Below are 16,116 nucleotides of genomic sequence, written 5' to 3'. Positions count from 1 at the left end.
GTCATACACACTACCATGGTAGTATGTCAATACAGCGTCAATCCTGCTTGCCGCTTGAGTTGGGGCGTGCGCAGTGTCATGACCGGAGCAGTGCAGCGCCATTCACAGCAACGGATTCGTCATGGGGACCAAGCTTTCGGGGGCGACCAGATTTTCAGGCAATGCTGCCAGGCTGAAAAACGCCGGTCAGCGCGAACCCTCGCGGGTTCTGGAGCCGGTCAACAATCGCATGCCGATCTCACCGCAGATCTACGAGCGCCTGCGCCGCGCCATCACGACGCTGGCGATGTTGCCGTCGGAAGCGCTCAGCGAACAGGACCTTGCCCAGCAGCTCGGTGTCAGCCGTACACCCGTGCGCGAGGCGCTGATCCGGCTTGCCGATGAAGGGCTGATCGACATCCTGCCGCAACGCGGCAGCTTCGTCGCGCCGATCCGGCTAAGTGACGTCGAGGAAGCGCAGTTCATTCGCGAGGCGCTTGAAGTCTCCGTCGTGCAGAAGCTGGCCGGACACGGTTCGAGCGCCTTCATCGCGGCAGGCAGGGTGAACCTTGCCCAACAGGCCAAGGCGGTGGCCGAGGGCGACCGCGAGCTGTTTCTTGAGCTTGACGAGGGCTTCCATCGCAGCCTTTGCGAAGAGGCCGGCCTGCCCAAGAGCTGGCGGGTGATCCAGGTGGTCAAGCTGCAGATGGACCGTGTGCGCTATCTGAGCCTGCCCGAACCCGGCCACCTTGAAACGCTGCTCGCTCAGCATGTGGCGATCTTTGAGGCTGTGGAGACCGGCGAGGCAAAGCAGGCAGGCGCGCGTATGGCGGCGCATTTGCGCGAAGTGCTCCGCACGGTTCAACGGCTCAACGTGGCCCGCCCGGACCTCTTTGGCCAATGAGCCATTGACCGCTCATTGTGCCATTGGGTGAAGAGCAGCGCCGCGGACGTGCTGCCACATTTTTGATGAGGAATTCCTGCGCGCCAAGGCCTGATCCGCGTATGCTACGGGCGCTTCGCTTGCCTGGCGTCAACCGCCGAAGCGCGGCTCCGCGACGCCCGTGATGCCAAGGCCCGTGATGGCGAACAGACTGCCGCGCAAAACGCCGTCGCCGGGAAAACGCGGCAGCGGCGGCTTGGCCATCGAGGTGACGTAGAGGGTGTCCAGCTTCGGCCCGCCGAACATGACGCTGGTGATCTTCTTGACCGGCATATCGATGACGCGGTCGATGCTGCCATCGGGCGCATAGCGCACCAGTCTTCCGTCATAGACCAGCGCATTCCACAGATAGCCCTCGGCATCGACGGTCGAGCCGTCCGCCGCACCGCCCCGGCTGGTGTCGACGCGCACGAAGGTGCGCCTGTTGGTGGCGGCACCGGTCGCGATGTCGTAGTCGTAGGCCCATATCTCGCCGGTCCAGGTGTCGGCGAAATAGAAGGTGCGGTCGTCGGGGCTCCAGCATGGACCATTGGAACAGATGATGCCGGAATCGATCCGGGTGACGGAGAAGTCCGGATCGAGCCTGTAGAGCCCGCCGGACGGCCCCTCTTCCATCGTATCCATGGAGCCGGCGAAGAAACGGCCGTACCGGTCGACCTTGCCGTCGTTGAGCCGGTTCATCGGCTTGTCCGGCTCGGGATCGTGGATCAGCGTCACATCGCCGGAGGCGAAATCGAGCAGATGGAAGCCGCGCTGCAGCGACACCACGGCGCCGCTGCCATCCTTACGCAGCGCCATCGAGCCGATCTTCATCGGCACGTCCCATGACCGGATCTCGCGTCCGTCGGCGGTCGCCCGAAACACGCGCCCGTCGAAGCTGTCGATCCAGTAGAGTCGTTCCTGTTCGACGTCCCACAGCGGCCCCTCGCCCAGTGTGGTCTTCACGTCCACCACGACTTCGATCTTCATGCCGTCCTCCTCCGTTTTTGCGTCTCGCGGCGATTGCCCGGGCCGCCTCAGAAAGCGACCTTGTCGCCGCCTTTCAATGACAGGATCTCGCGTGCCTCGTCGGGCGTCGCGACCTCCATGCCGAGCCCTTCGATGATCTTGCGGGCCAGCAAGACCTGCTCAGCGTTCGATTTGGCAAGCTTGCCTTTGCCAGCCCACAGACTGTCCTCCAGCCCGACGCGGATGTTGCCGCCAAGCGCTGCCGATTGCGCGGCGATGCGGAGCTGGCTGGCGCCAGCGCCGAGAACCGACCAGCGGAACTGGTCGCCGAACAGCCGGTCGGCAGTGCGCTTCATGTGGGCGACGTCTTCGGGATGGGTGCCGATACCACCGAGCAGTCCGAACACCGACTGCACGAAGAAAGGCGGCTTCACCAACCCGCGGTCGGCGAAGTGGGAAAGGTTGTAGAGATGGGCGATGTCGTAGCACTCGAACTCGAAACGCGTGCCGTTGTCGTAGCAGGTCGCCAGGATGTACTCGATGTCCTTGAACGAGTTGCGAAAGACGAGGTCGCGGGTCGCTTCCAGATGCGGCTTTTCCCAGTCGAACTTGAAGGTCTCGTATTTGTCGGCGAGGTGATAGAGCCCGAAATTGATCGAGCCCATGTTGAGTGAGGCGACTTCCGGTTTGAACTGGGCGGCCGGGCGCACGCGCTCCTCGACCTTCATGTACGGGCTGCCACCGGTGGTGATGTTGATGGCGGCGTTGGTGCCTTGCTTGACGCGCGGCAGGAAGCGAGCGAAGGCCTCCGGCGTCTGGTCGGGCTTGCCGGTTTCCGGATCGCGCGCATGCAGATGCAGGATTGCGGCACCGGCTTCGGCAGCCGCGATCGCCTCCGAAGCGATCTGGTCTGGCGTGATCGGCAGATAAGGCGACATCGTCGGCGTGTGGATGGCACCTGTCACCGCGCAGGTGATGATGACCTTGCCCCTGGTCTGCGCAGCACCCGGCTTGCGGCTCGTTTCGGTCATTGTCCGTACTCCTGGTCCGATTTTCTCTTGTGGGCGGCGAGCGCCATGAGCCGGCGGTCACGCCACACCTGCCGGTCGCCCAGGCTTTGCTGTGGCAGTCGCTTGCGGCGATCAGCCTCGACCGTGTCGATGACCTTGCCGGCCCAGTCGACGCGTCGCTGCGTCTGGGGAAAGATGTTGGAATAGATGCCCTGATAACGCTCGACATAGTCGCGCACGCCGCCAGGCGCATTGAGATCGATGGTCTCGAATGGACCCATGAACGACCAGCGCAGCGCCAGCCCGTCGCGGATGCCGATGTCGACATCCTCGACACTGGCGTAGCCGTCGGCGACAAGCCGGAAAGCCTCCTCCAGCAATGCGCCTTGCAGGCGGTTCATGATGAAGCCGTCGAGTTCGCGGTTCATCACCAGGGGCGCATGACCGGCGTCGATGAGGAAGGCGCGGGTTGTCTCGACCGTCTCGGCGGACGTCCATGGCGCCGGCACGATTTCGGCCGCCGGAATGAGATAGGGCGGGTTGATCGGATGCACGACCAGGCAGCGCTGCCGCCCTTGCAGATGGTCGGTGAATTTCGACGGCAACAGCGCCGAGGTGGAACTGGCGATGACTGTTTGCGGATCGGCAAGGCTGTCGATCAGCGAGAACACCTCCCGCTTCACCTCGAGGTTTTCAGGCGTGTTCTCCTGGATATGGACCGCACCAGCCAGCGCCTCTGCCAGCTCGGCGACAATGGTGATCCGGCCGAGCACGGCGTCGACCGCCTGTCCCCGCAACAGGTCGTTCCGGGCGAGATCACCAAGCACGCCGGCAATGTAGTCGCGGGCGCCACCCGTGGCAGAGGGCAACTGGTCCCACATCCGCACATCATGGCCGGCGCGGGCAAAGCTGATTGCCCAGGCCCGCCCGATGAACCCGCTTCCGACAATTGCGACATTGGCCATGGATAGGCTCCTCAAAGTGTTTCGACATTGCCGTCGACGCCGAGCGACTGGCCGGAAATGTTGATCCCCGCATCGGAGAGCAGGAAGGCGACCATCGACGCCACATCATAGGGGCTGGTCATGCGGCGCAGCGAGATGTTTTGGAGATAACGATCCGTCATCTCTTCGTGGCTGATGCCGACCTGCTTGGCGCGCGCCGAGATAACACCTTCGATGCGGGGCCCCTCGATGATGCCGGGCAGGATGGCGTTGACCCTGATGGCGTGCGGTCCGAGCTCCTTGGCGAGACTCTGCGTGAAACCGATGACACCGAACTTGGCCGCCGAATAGGGTGTGCGGAAGGCGTAGCCATGGCGGCCGGCGGCAGACGACATCGAGACGATCGAACCACCGCCCGCCGCCTTGATCAGCGGCACGGCGCGCCGAGCGCACAGGAACTGGCCGGTCAGGCAGATGTCGATGCAGCGCCGCCAGTCGGAAGGGTCGATCTCGTCGACACCGCCGGTCGGCCCGGCAATGCCGGCATTGTTGATCAACGCATCGAGCCCGCCGAGTTTTTTCTCGACCGCCTCGAACAGGCGGTCGACATCCTCGTCGCGCGAGACATCGGCCTTGACCGCAGCGACAAGGTCGATCTTGCCGGGAGCAGCGGCCAACGCCTCGTCGGAAACATCGCAGACGACGATGCGAGCGCCGAGGCGTGACAGCGTGTCGGCTATGGCAAACCCGATGCCGCCGGCGCCCGCCGTGACCAGCACGCGCTGGCCTTTCAGCCCGGTCAAAAATTCGTCCGCCGATGCCGGCGCCCTTGTGCTCATGGTCCTGTCCTTCTCATTGCAGCCGCCGTTCGCGCAGCGCCATGACGGCGCCCAGAACGACCAGTCCGTAAAGAATTGCCCTCGTGGCATAGGGAAGCGTGGTGCCGGCGAGCAGCATCTGCAGTGCGGTCAGCAACAACACGCCGCCGAGCATGCCGAGATAGTGGCCGCGTCCGCCGGTGATCAGCGCGCCGCCGACCACCACCACAGCGATCGACGGCAACAGGTAGTCGTCGCCCATGCCAAGGCTTGCCTGACCCGAAAAGCCGGTCAGCATGATGCCGACAACAGCCGCGCAGACGGCCGAAAGCATATAGACCAGGATCAGCGTGCGCTCGACGCCGATGCCCGACAAGCGCGCCGCGCGCAGCCCATTGCCGATGCCGTAGACGCGTCGTCCGAACGGGGTGCGGCCAAGCAGCAATACCGCCGCGACGACAAAGACGACCATCAGCAGGACGATTGGGGTCAGCAGGCCGGCAAGCTTGGCCGTCATGACCCAGCGCAGCATCGGCGAGGAAAACCCGGCCGGCGTTCCCTGCGAATAGAGCAGCGCACAGCCTTGCAGAATACCGTTGGTGGCGAGCGTCATGACGATCGGCGAGATGCCGAGATAGACGATGCCGAAACCATTGGCGAAGCCAATGGCGCAGGCCATCACCAGGACGACCGGCAAGGCGTAGACAAGGGCGGCGTCGGAGCCGTTGACCATGCCTGCCAGGATGATGCCGGAGATGCCGATCGTCCACGGCACGGAGAGGTCGAGGCCCCCGGTCAGAATGACGGTTCCCTGCCCGAGCGCCAGTACGGCTAGGAAGGACGATAGCACCAGCAGCGAATTCCAGTACCCCGGATTGAGGATGGCTCGGCCGAGCCAGACCTGCGTGACGACCACGATGAGCAGCAGGCAGACATAGGCGGGCAGCGCATAGCGCAGCGTTTCCGCGTTGCGCAGGTGGAAGGCAGGGCGCGGCGATGCCGGACTGCGCTGGGCATGGGCTGGTTCGGCGGTCTTGAGACGCCGGTCCACGCGCTCGAGTTGCGAGGGCAATATGCCGGCGCGCCAGGCGGCAAGCCGGGCGCGCGCGGCGCGCAATTGCACGGCAAGCACCGATGCATGCGAGATCGAGCCGGCAAGTGCCGCCAGCACCAGAATGGTGCCTTCGGCAATGGTCGAATAATAGGCCGATACGTTGAGCACCAGCAGGATGTTCACCACGATCATCAGGATAAAGGCGCCAAAGACAGAGCCCACCGGGCCGCCCTGCCCGCCACCGAGGCGCGTGCCGCCGACGACGACCGCCGCGAACATCGACAAGAGCAGCGGATTGCCGACCAGCGGATCGCCGCTGCCGGTCTGGGCGCTGATGAAGACGCCGGCAAGGCCATAGCAGCCGCCGGCGATGACATAGACGGCAAAGCGCACCAGCACGACATTGATGCCGACGGAAGCGGCCGACTCCGGATCGCTGCCGACCGCGTAGAGTGCTGTGCCGAAGCGGGTTCCCTTCAGCCAGAACCAGGCGAGCAGGACGACGCCGATCACCACCAGCGGCATCGGCAGCCAGCCGGCGATCGCGTCACCCAAATAGAGGGTCCCGAGATCGGGCGACACGAAGCCGCCGGGCTTGTCCATCACCAGCAGCGTCACGCCTTGCAGGATGAACATGGTCGACAGCGTCACCACGATGGGCTGCATGCGCAGCACGGCGATGAAGAAGCCGTTGAAGGCGCCCACCGCCATGCCGACGCCGATCCCGACGGCGGTCCACAGGATGATGCTGGCGCCCGGCGCCATCGGGTCCATGCTCGATGCCAGCACGGCATTGACCAGCGATATCACCGCGCCGGCGGACAGGTCGAAGCCGCCCGACAGGATGACGATGGTCTGACCGATCGCGGCGAGCGCCGAGGTGGCGCCGCCGCTCGACAGGAACGACACGTCGAAATAGGTCAGCGGCCCGGCGCTGATCCAGTCGACGACGAAGAGCAGGATCGCCAGGACGGCCGCGGCGATCAGCGCGCCGCGATTGCGCACCAGCGCGCGGCGCAGACCGAAGCCGCCGGGAACAGGGGATAAGGATGCTGCGCTGCTCATGCGGCGGCTTCCCCGGCTTGCCCGAGCGCCGGGCGCATGATGGCCGGTTCGGTGATGGCGTCGCCTTCGAGTTCGGCCGCGATGCGCCCGTCATAGAGGACCAGGACTCTGTCGCATTGGTGAACGAGTTCGGGGATCTCCGTCGAGTGCAGCAGGATCGAACCGCCCGAAGCCACATAGTTTCGCATCATCACATAAAGCTCGTGCTTGGTGCCGACGTCGATGCCTCGGGTGGGATCGAACAACAGAAGGATGCGGCTCTGCGCCACCAGCCATTTGGCGATGGCGATTTTTTGCTGGTTGCCCCCGGAAAACGCACCGGCCCGCGTCCAAAGCGCGCGGCGGTCGACCTCGACAGTGGCGAATGCCGCCTCGACGGAGCGGGTCTCGGCTTGCGCGTCGACAAGGCCTAGCCGTGTGAAGCGCGATATCACCGGCAGCGTGGCGTTCTGGCTGCCCGACAGTTTCAGGAACAGGCCTTCGGATTTGCGGTCTTCCGGCACCAGGCCGATGGCCATGTTGGGGCGCAAAGCGTCGGCCGGCGAACCGAGCCAGACCTTGCGGCCGTCGACGAGGATGTGGCCGCGCTCGATCTCGGCCATGCCAAAACAGGCCAGGAACAGGTCCTGCTGGCCCATGCCCTGCAACCCGGCGACGCCGAGGATTTCGCCCTTGCGCAGATCGAAGCCGGCGCCGTCGAGCTTGCGCCCGACCTTGAGGTCGCGCACGCCCAGAACCGGCGGCCCGAAAGCCTGGGCGCTGTCCGGCTTAGGCGGGAAGGTCTGTTCGATGCTGCGGCCGATGATCTTTTCGATGACGTCGGCATCCGAGACATCGGCGACCGGCGCGGTGACGATGTGGCGGCCGTTTCTCAAGATCGTCAGCGTGTCGCAAAAGGCGCGGACCTCGCGCATGCGATGGGTGATGAAGACGATGGTGGTGCCCGCCGCCTTCAGCCTGGCGATGATCGCGCCCAGCCAATCGACGTCGCGGCCGGCGAGCGTGGAGGTCGGTTCGTCGAGCAAAAGGATGCGCGGCTTACGGTAGACGGCACGGGCGATTTCGATCTTCTGGCGCACCGAAAGCTCAAGTTCACCCACCTCGGCATCCAGATCGACGGAAAAACCGAGATCTTCGATATGGCGACGGACGGCCTTGCGGGCAGCACCGCGGCGGATCAGGCCGGAGACGCCCACGGGGGCGTAAGGCAGCATCATATTGTCGAGGACGGAGAGGTCGCGCACCAGCGTCATCTCCTGGAACGCAGTCTGCATACCGAGCGCATGGGCTGCGCGCGGGGCGCCGTAAGCGATCTCCTTGCCGAAGACACGGACATGGCCTTGGCTTGGCCGGACCAGCCCGGAGAGCAGCTTCACCAGTGTCGACTTGCCCGCTCCGTTTTCACCGAGCAGGGCATGGACGCTGCCGGGCGCGATCGCAAACGACACGCTGTCCAGCGCGACGGTCGGGCCGAACGCCTTGCTGATGCCGTCGATCTCGATGGCGGGGAGCTCGGAATGTTCTGTCATTGTCCTCGATCGCCGGGATTGGCATGGATTGACGATGCACGGACAACTGTCCGTGCATCGTCACACGCGCCTTGGGAGGCTTAGTTCTCCGGTTGTCCGACGAGGGCAGCATTAAGGCCGACCTCGGGTGTCTGGTCCGAGAAGATCGAGGCAAACCAGCCCGGATTGGAGACCAGCGACGGCTTGAAGGCGTTGCAGCCGGCCTTCATCTCCGCCCATGTGCCTTCGTCGCACAGCTTGATCGTCTCATTGGTGACGACCGGCAGCGGCAGGATGGTGGTCTTAGGCACGTCCTTGCCTTCGATCGCCTCGACGGCAAGCTTCAGCGCCAGCGCACCCGAATAAGGCGGCGAGGCGTAGGAAATGCGTTGTGCGCCGGCCGGTGCGTAGGGCGCGGCCGCACCTTCGACTTCGGTGCCCTCCGGCAGCATCTGGATGCGGCCGCCATTGGAGCCCTCACCGGCACAAGGCAGGAGTTCGCTGGTCTTCTTGCCGGCCTCGAGCTGCATCGAGTTGGCGGTGAAGCAGCCGACCTGCATCCACAGCCCGTTGATGTCGTCCCAATTGCGGGTGGCCAGGATTTTCGAAAGCTCGGTGCGGGCGACCGCCTGGCTCCACATGCCGACAGCCTCGCCGACGATCTTGATATCAGGATATTTGGCGAAGACTTCCTTGGCGGCTTTTGTCCGCTGATCGTCAACGGATGTTCCCGGGACACCCGTGATGGCGATGATGTTGCCCTTGCCGTTGAGCTTCTTGACCAGCCATTCGGCGGTCACCCTGCCGGCTTCCAGCTGGTCGATGTGGACGTTGTAGGCGCAAGGCTCGGTGATCTCGGCGTCGTAGGCAAAGACCTTCACGCCCTTGTCGCAGGCATTCTTGACGACCTGGTTGAGCGCGGTCGGCGAGATCGGATATACGACGATGGCCTCGGCGCCGCTTTGCACCATTGCGTTGATCTGCTGAATCTGGCGTTGCGCGTTGGGGCCAGCGACCTGGACCTGCAGGTCGACCTTGTCGGCCAGGCTCTTGTGGGCGGCCATGGCCTTGACCATGTTGGCTGCCTCCGCCTGCCAATCATTGCCGATGTAGCTCATGCTGAGAAAGATCTTGTGCTTCTCGGCTGCCTGCGCGGCGGATAGGCCGAAGGCGCATGCAGCCATCCCAGCCAGCAGCGCGAGCCGCCGGACTTTCGATCCGATACCCATGTGAAACTCCTCCCAAACAGAACGACCGAATGCCTCCCAAGGGCACAAAACGTAACCCTTGCCATTCGATGCCAGCGACCGTAGCATGATTTGATCAAATATCAATGATGAAATCGTTTATATCAAAACGGGCTATGTTGGCCGCTTGACGTGGCACCACGAACCTTGCATTCCGACACAAGCAATAGTGTCGCCCTTGGGCGGGAAGGTTGACCGGAGATGGCTGGATCGGCGTTCAGGAAGCCTGGTGTCGAGATCATTCCACTGTCCAAGGAAACTCTGCAGGACCGGGTCTACAATCAGGTCACCGAACTGATCCTCGACGGCAGCATCGTACCGGGCGAGATGGTCACGGTTCAGAGCCTCGCCGACGCCTTTGGCGTCAGCCCGATGCCGGTCAGGGAAGCGCTGCGGCGCCTGACGGCAGCCAACGCGCTGACCGTGGTATCCGGGCGCTCCATTGGTATTCCGGCGCTCAGCCGCGAGCGGCTCACCGATTTGCGCAATGTACGTTTTGAGATAGAGGCCATCGCCGCCGGCTGGGCCTCACAGAACCGGAGTGATGCGGATCTTGCGATTTTCGCGCGCGATCTGGACTCGCTGGAACGCGCGAATGGCGCGGACGACGTAAAGGCCTATCTCAGAGCGAATTACACCTTCCACTTCGCAATCTACCGAGCAGCGGGATCCGAAACCCTGCTCAAGATCATCAAGGATCTATGGCTGCAGATCAGCCCCTATTTCAATATGCTGCATGGGTCCTACTCGACCGCGAACACATACCATCAACAGATGTTTGCGGCCCTGCGCGACCGGGACGAGCAGGCAGTTCAGGCGGCGGTTCGCGGCGATATCGATGCGGCTTTCGACATGCTGGTCGATCTTTTGAAGTAGCGCCCGGCCCGCCTCCGACCCCTATCACATGCCTCCTATTTCTGGGGATGGCAGAGCAGCACTCATGCGCACTCAGCGGGCAAGCGCGGGCTTCTCTAGAGATCATATCCCGAGCGCGCCATCCATGGTTCTCGTGCTGGAGCTTGCCGGCGGCAGCCGATGACGCGGCGAACGCACGCATGGTCATTATCGGATTGCCAAAATCTGGTAGCGTGATTATACCAGTTGATCAGTTGACGACGGGCGATGCCGTCGGCGAAGAACAGGAGTGGTGACCAGATGACAACGATTGCGCTGTTCGGGGCTGGCGGGAAAATGGGCTACCGCCTGTCGACCAATTTTCGCGGGTCGCCCTACACGATACGCCATGTCGAGGTCAGCGATGCCGGCCGCGAACGGCTGAAGACCGGACTGGGTTTCGATACGGTCAGTGCCGACGAGGCGCTCAAGGACGCCGATGTGGTGATCCTGGCCGTCCCCGACACGCATATCGGCAAGGTAGCGGCCAGCATCGAGAGCAAGCTGGCGCCAGGCACGATGGTGGTGGTGCTCGACGCGGCGGCACCTTTCGCCGGCCATCTGCCGAAGCGGCCTGACCTCACCTATTTCGTCACTCACCCCTGCCATCCGCCGATCTTCAATGACGAGACCGACATGGCAGCCAAGAAGGATTATTTCGGCGGCGTGAAGGCCAAGCAGCATATGGTCAGCGCCCTGATGCAGGGGCCGGAAGAAGACTACGCCAAGGGCGAGGCGATCGCGAAGATCATCTGGGCGCCGGTGATGCGTTCGCACCGCGTCAGCGTCGAACAGATGGCGCTGCTCGAGCCTGGCCTTTCGGAGACGGTGTGCGCCTCGTTGCTGGTGGTCATGAAAGAAGCCGTCGACGAGGTCGTGGCGCGCGGCGTCGACCAGCAGGCGGCACTCGACTTCCTGCTCGGCCATATGAACGTGCTCGGCGCCGTCATTTTCGGCGAGACCAAGGGCGTTTTCTCGGACGCCTGCAACAAGGCGATCGAGTTCGGCAAGCCGGTGCTGATGCGTGACGACTGGAAGCGCGTGTTCGAACCGGAAGAAATCGCCGCCAGCATTCAGCGGATCACCTGAGAAAGACAGGTGCTTGACGCAGCACCTCGACGGCCCGGCATATCATTGCCGCCCTCGGTTTTGGTAGCTCATCAGGTACATGTCACCTGAATTTGTGGTTGACTCATCATACCAGTTGGCTTAGCTGTTCATGGCTCGGATCGACAAGGTTTCGCAGGGAGCAGATGCCTGGGCGAGTGGAGGAGGGCTGGGGAGCAACGATCCGTCTTGGGTATGCCGGCAACGGTTTTCGACCCAAGCGACCCGCGGCCCGCGCTGCCTGACGAATTCGGATGCAGACAAAGCCATTGGCCGATCAAGGCATTTTTTCAAACGGGAGGACTTCATGAAACTCACACGCAGAATGACGCTTGCGGCTTTCGCCGGTATGCTGGCGCTTGGCACGGCAGTGCCCGCCTACGCGGCGGATCTCATCGCCATCATCACGCCCTCGCACGACAATCCGTTCTTCAAGGCGGAAGCCGTCGGCGCGGAAGCCAAGGCCAAGGAACTGGGCTACGAGGCGCTGGTGCTGGTCCATGACGACGACGCCAACAAGCAGTCCGAGCTGATCGACACCGCGATCGGCCGTGGCGCCAAGGCGATCATCCTCGACAATGCAGGCGCCGACGCCACCGTCGCCGCCGTGCAGAAGGCCAAGGACGCAGGCATTCCGTCCTTCCTGATCGACCGCGAGATCAACGCCACCGGCGTCGCCGTGGCGCAGATCGTCTCCAACAACTACCAGGGCGCCCAGCTCGGCGCGCAGGAATTCGTCAAGCTGATGGGCGAGAAGGGCAATTTCGTCGAGCTGGTCGGCAAGGAATCCGACACCAATGCCGGCATTCGTTCCAAGGGTTATCACGACGTCATCGACGACTATCCGGACCTGAAGATGGTCGCCCAGCAGTCGGCCAACTGGAGCCAGACGGAAGCCTATTCCAAGATGGAATCGATCCTGCAGGCCAACCCCGACATCAAGGGCGTGATCTCCGGCAACGATACGATGGCGATGGGCGCCTATGCGGCACTTGCCGCGGCGAACCGCAAGGATGTCATCGTCGTCGGTTTCGACGGATCGAACGATGTTCGCGACTCCATCGTGTCGGGCGGCATCAAGGCGACCGTCCTGCAGCCGGCCTTCGCGCAGGCGCAGATGGCGGTCGAGCAGGCCAACGACTTCATCAAGAACAAGAAGTCGCCGGCCAAAGAAAAGCAGTTGATGGACTGCGTTCTGATCAATGGCGACAATGCCGCCAAGCTGGAGACCTTCGCGCTGACGAACTGAGCCAGCGTGATTTCAATAGCGAGGGGCGAACATCGGTTTTCGCCCCTCGCCGCCATTTTCCGTGGGCCGCCCACGATGCTGAACGACAGGCCGCCATGCTGAACACCAAGCCGAACTGGCCGACCCTTACCGTGATGGTCGGCATCAGCCTGACCGCCTGCAAGATCCTGCCTACGAAATCGGAAGCCGGAGACAACGCTCCCGCCTTCAATCCAGACAAGATGGTCGAAGAGACATGGGCGGCAAAGGTCGTGCCCTATCTCCAGCAGAAAGCCGGACCGTTTGCGCAGGTTCACACCCTGGCGACAACCGATCCATCGGCTGCCGGCGCCAAATACGGCAATCCGAACAAGCAGGCGAATTCGCCTTGGACTTTCGCGGTTCGCCTGGAAGGCAAGATCGTCGCGGCCAACACGCAGTCGCGGGCAGCAACCGTCGACGTCGATGTCGACGGCGACGGCAAAGCCGATGCACGAGTGCAGATCGGACCGGCGGTGCGCGGTACCGCGCTGCGCGACAGCCTGGACTTCATCCAGTTCAACGACTTCACCAACCAGATCGACTTCGCCCAGTTCGGCAAGGCGTTCAACGCTTATGCCGACAAGACGGTGCTCTCCAAGCTGCCACGCGATGCGCTGCAAGGCCGCAGCGCCAAGGTGCTCGGCGCCTATACGCTGGGGAGCGGCCAGGACCTGCCGCTGGTGACGCCGGCGGAGGCAGAGATCGGGCCGAAGCCATGAGCGCGACAGCTGAGCGCGAAATCATCCTGAAGCTCGAGGACGTCTCCAAGGTCTATTCCGGCACCGTTGCGGTCAAGCGCGCCAATTTCGAGGTGCGCAAGGGCGCGGTCAACGTGCTGGTCGGTGAAAACGGCGCCGGCAAGTCGACGCTGATGAAGATCATCGCCGGTGTCGAACGGCCGACCGCCGGCCGCATCCTGCTGGAAGGTGAAGAGGTTTCCTTCTCCTCGTCCGCGGACGCGGTGAACCGCGGCATCGGCATGGTGTTCCAGGAGCTGAACCTGTTCGGCAATATGAGCGTCGCCGAGAATATTTTCGCCACCCGGGAGATCACCAACCGCTTCGGCAAGATCGACCGCGAGCAACAGGAAAACCGCGCTGCGGAATTTCTGGAACGCCTGCAAGCCGGCATACGGCCAGACATGCTGGTTGAGGATCTGCGCATCGGTCAGCAGCAGCTGGTCGAGATCGCCAAGGCGGTCTCGCTCGACGCGCGCATCCTGATCATGGACGAGCCGACCTCGGCGCTGAGCGCTGCGGAAGTCGAGATCCTGTTCAAGGTGATCGCCGACCTCAAGGCACGCGGCGTGGCGATCGTTTATATCTCGCACCGGCTCGAAGAGCTGATCCGCATCGGCGACTACATCACCGTGCTGCGTGACGGCCGCATCACCGGCCAGGAAGAGATGAAGAACGTCGACACGCAGTGGATCGTTCGCCAGATGATCGGCTCCGACGCCAAGGACTTCGCCAAGGCCGACGGCCATCTTCCAGGCGAGGAGATTTTTCGTGCCGAGGAGATCTGCCTGCCGCGCGCCACCGGCGGACTTGCCGTCGACCATGTCTCGCTGTCGCTGCGTGCCGGCGAGATCCTCGGCATTTACGGCCTGATGGGCGCCGGTCGCAGCGAACTGTTCGACTGCATCATGGGCCGTCACGGCCATTCGACGGGCGAGATCTTCATTGGCGGTATGAAGGTCAAGGAGCGCGATACGACGCGGCGCATCCGGCGTGGCCTGGCATTGATCCCCGAAGACCGTCAGCGCGAAGGGCTGGTCTCGATCCTGTCAGTCGCCAGCAATTTGACGCTGGCCAGCCTGTCGCGCTTTGCCCGCCTGTTCCATATCCGTGGCGCCGGCGAAAGGCAGGCGGTGACGCAGATGGTGCGGGAGCTGGCGATCAAGGTCGCCGACCCTGCGCAGGAGGTGTCGTCGCTGTCGGGCGGCAACCAGCAGAAAGTGGTGATCGGCAAGGCGCTGCTCACCGAACCCAAGGTGCTGCTGATGGACGAGCCCAGCCGAGGCATCGATGTCGGCGCCAAGGCCGACGTCTTCCGCACCATGCGCAAACTGTCCCGCGACGGTTTGGGGATTTTGTTCGCCACCTCCGATCTCGATGAGGTGATGGCGCTGTCCGACCGCATCGCGGTGATGAGCAACGGAAAACTGACCGGCATGTTCGATCGCGCCGAAGCGACGGAGGCGGCACTCGTGGCTGCATCCGCGCTTGGCCACGGACCGACCCCACGCACGGAGAGCACCGCCCATGACTGACATCCCAGCCAAAGCGGCCGCTCCCTCCACTTCCAGCGGCTCGGTGCTGCTGACCGTGATGAAGCTTCGGACGTTCATCGCGCTGATCGCCGTGCTGATCTTCTTCTCGATCGCGGCGCCGAATTTCCTATCGACCGCCAATCTGATCCTGATGTCGAAGCACGTGGCGCTGAACGCATTCCTGGCGATGGGCATGACCTTCGTCATCATCACTGGCGGCATCGACCTTTCGGTCGGCTCGATCGTCGGCCTGTGCGGTATGGTGGCCGGCTATCTCGTGCTCAACGGCATCGACCTGCAGATCGGCTACACCATCTATTTCAACGTCTTCGAGATCGCGCTGATCACACTGGCCGTCGGCATATTGATCGGCGCCGTCAACGGATTGCTGATCACCAGGCTGAACGTTGCACCGTTCATCGCCACGCTCGGCGTGCTCTATGTCGCGCGCGGGCTGGCGCTGCTGTCGTCGGACGGCCGCACCTTCCCCAACCTCGTCGGCAAGCCGGAACTGGGAACCACCGGCTTCGGTTTCCTCGGCGCCGGCCGGCTGCTCGGCCTGCCGGTGGCGATCTGGATCCTGATCGTCGTTGCACTGGGAGCCGCCTATCTCGCCAAATACACGCCGCTTGGCCGCCACATCTTCGCCGTCGGCGGCAATGAACGGGCGTCGCGGATTTCAGGCGTCCGTGTCAACATGGTGAAGATGTTCGTCTATATGTTCTCCGGTTTCTGCGCGGCGATCGTCGGCCTGATCATCTCGTCCGAGCTGATGGCCTCGCATCCGGCGACAGGCGAAAGTTTCGAGCTCAACGCCATTGCGGCGGCGGTGCTCGGCGGCACCTCGATGTCGGGCGGGCGCGGCACGATCGGCGGCACCATCGTCGGCGCCTTCGTCATCGGTATTCTTTCGGACGGATTGGTGATGATGGGTGTGAGTTCGTTCTGGCAAATGGTGATCAAGGGCCTCGTCATCATCGTTGCCGTCGTCGTCGACCAGGCGCAGCGCCGGCTGCAAAGTCGGGTGACGCTGATGCAGATGGCAAAGGCAGGCTGA

General features: G+C 63.3%; 14 protein-coding genes. 7 read left to right on the top strand and 7 right to left on the bottom strand.

All coding sequences use genetic code 11. From position 1 onward, the window contains the following. The first annotated feature begins 121 nt into the window (after positions 1 to 121). The gene (locus NP945_RS18880) at positions 122 to 883 is read left to right on the top strand and encodes a GntR family transcriptional regulator (protein ID WP_081738640.1); all 762 of its coding nucleotides are present in this window, start codon (positions 122 to 124) and stop codon (positions 881 to 883) included. Positions 884 to 1,012: 129 nt separating this feature from the next. Here the strand turns inward: NP945_RS18880 and NP945_RS18875 are convergent, their stop codons facing one another. The 7 genes from NP945_RS18875 to NP945_RS18845 form a co-directional block, all read right to left on the bottom strand. After that, the gene (locus tag NP945_RS18875; protein WP_127319829.1) at positions 1,013 to 1,891 is read right to left on the bottom strand and encodes an SMP-30/gluconolactonase/LRE family protein; all 879 of its coding nucleotides are present in this window, start codon (positions 1,889 to 1,891) and stop codon (positions 1,013 to 1,015) included. Between the two features lie 47 nt (positions 1,892 to 1,938). Then, positions 1,939 to 2,901, bottom strand: coding sequence for a 3-keto-5-aminohexanoate cleavage protein (locus NP945_RS18870; RefSeq protein ID WP_256747201.1), 963 nt, complete (start codon positions 2,899 to 2,901; stop codon positions 1,939 to 1,941). Further along, a complete protein-coding gene (locus tag NP945_RS18865; protein ID WP_256747200.1) occupies positions 2,898 to 3,845 on the bottom strand; it encodes a 3-hydroxyacyl-CoA dehydrogenase in 948 nt (315 codons plus the stop codon). The genes NP945_RS18870 and NP945_RS18865 overlap by 4 nt, the downstream gene beginning before the upstream one ends. A gap of 11 nt (positions 3,846 to 3,856) precedes the next feature. After that, positions 3,857 to 4,663: an SDR family oxidoreductase gene (locus NP945_RS18860; protein ID WP_027036215.1), complete on the bottom strand. Its 807-nt coding sequence runs from the start codon at positions 4,661 to 4,663 to the stop codon at positions 3,857 to 3,859. 13 nt (positions 4,664 to 4,676) lie between these two features. Further along, a complete protein-coding gene (locus tag NP945_RS18855; protein ID WP_256747199.1) occupies positions 4,677 to 6,761 on the bottom strand; it encodes an ABC transporter permease in 2,085 nt (694 codons plus the stop codon). Continuing rightward, positions 6,758 to 8,290, bottom strand: a complete 1,533-nt coding sequence (locus tag NP945_RS18850; protein ID WP_256747198.1) for a sugar ABC transporter ATP-binding protein — start codon at positions 8,288 to 8,290, stop codon at positions 6,758 to 6,760. Before NP945_RS18850 ends, NP945_RS18855 begins: the two co-directional genes overlap by 4 nt. Before the next feature lie 80 nt (positions 8,291 to 8,370). After that, complete coding sequence (locus tag NP945_RS18845) at positions 8,371 to 9,498, bottom strand: sugar ABC transporter substrate-binding protein (RefSeq protein WP_256747197.1); 1,128 nt, start codon at positions 9,496 to 9,498, stop codon at positions 8,371 to 8,373. A gap of 219 nt (positions 9,499 to 9,717) precedes the next feature. On the opposite strand from NP945_RS18845, the gene NP945_RS18840 reads away from it, so the two are divergent. The 6 genes from NP945_RS18840 to NP945_RS18815 all read left to right on the top strand — a co-directional run bounded on the left by NP945_RS18840 (position 9,718) and on the right by NP945_RS18815 (position 16,116). Further along, complete coding sequence (locus tag NP945_RS18840; RefSeq protein WP_013533053.1) at positions 9,718 to 10,392, top strand: GntR family transcriptional regulator; 675 nt, start codon at positions 9,718 to 9,720, stop codon at positions 10,390 to 10,392. A 279-nt stretch (positions 10,393 to 10,671) separates the two neighbouring features. Continuing rightward, positions 10,672 to 11,499 carry a phosphogluconate dehydrogenase C-terminal domain-containing protein gene (locus NP945_RS18835; RefSeq protein WP_127269048.1) on the top strand — a complete coding sequence of 276 codons (828 nt, stop codon included), beginning with the start codon at positions 10,672 to 10,674 and terminating at the stop codon, positions 11,497 to 11,499. Positions 11,500 to 11,824: 325 nt separating this feature from the next. Next, positions 11,825 to 12,766, top strand: a complete 942-nt coding sequence (locus NP945_RS18830; protein WP_128308740.1) for a D-ribose ABC transporter substrate-binding protein — start codon at positions 11,825 to 11,827, stop codon at positions 12,764 to 12,766. A gap of 95 nt (positions 12,767 to 12,861) precedes the next feature. Continuing rightward, positions 12,862 to 13,506, top strand: a complete 645-nt coding sequence (locus tag NP945_RS18825; RefSeq protein ID WP_127398397.1) for a DUF2291 family protein — start codon at positions 12,862 to 12,864, stop codon at positions 13,504 to 13,506. Then, entirely contained in the window at positions 13,503 to 15,059 is a 1,557-nt protein-coding gene (locus NP945_RS18820) for a sugar ABC transporter ATP-binding protein (protein ID WP_256747196.1), read from the top strand. The genes NP945_RS18825 and NP945_RS18820 overlap by 4 nt, the downstream gene beginning before the upstream one ends. Beyond that, positions 15,052 to 16,116: an ABC transporter permease gene (locus tag NP945_RS18815; RefSeq protein ID WP_027036223.1), complete on the top strand. Its 1,065-nt coding sequence runs from the start codon at positions 15,052 to 15,054 to the stop codon at positions 16,114 to 16,116. The genes NP945_RS18820 and NP945_RS18815 overlap by 8 nt, the downstream gene beginning before the upstream one ends.

Source organism: Mesorhizobium sp. LMG17149, assembly GCF_024518695.1.
GTDB lineage: Bacteria > Pseudomonadota > Alphaproteobacteria > Rhizobiales > Rhizobiaceae > Mesorhizobium.
The sequence above is the reverse complement of the archived record's forward strand: the minus strand, read 5'-3'. Positions and strand labels throughout refer to the sequence as shown.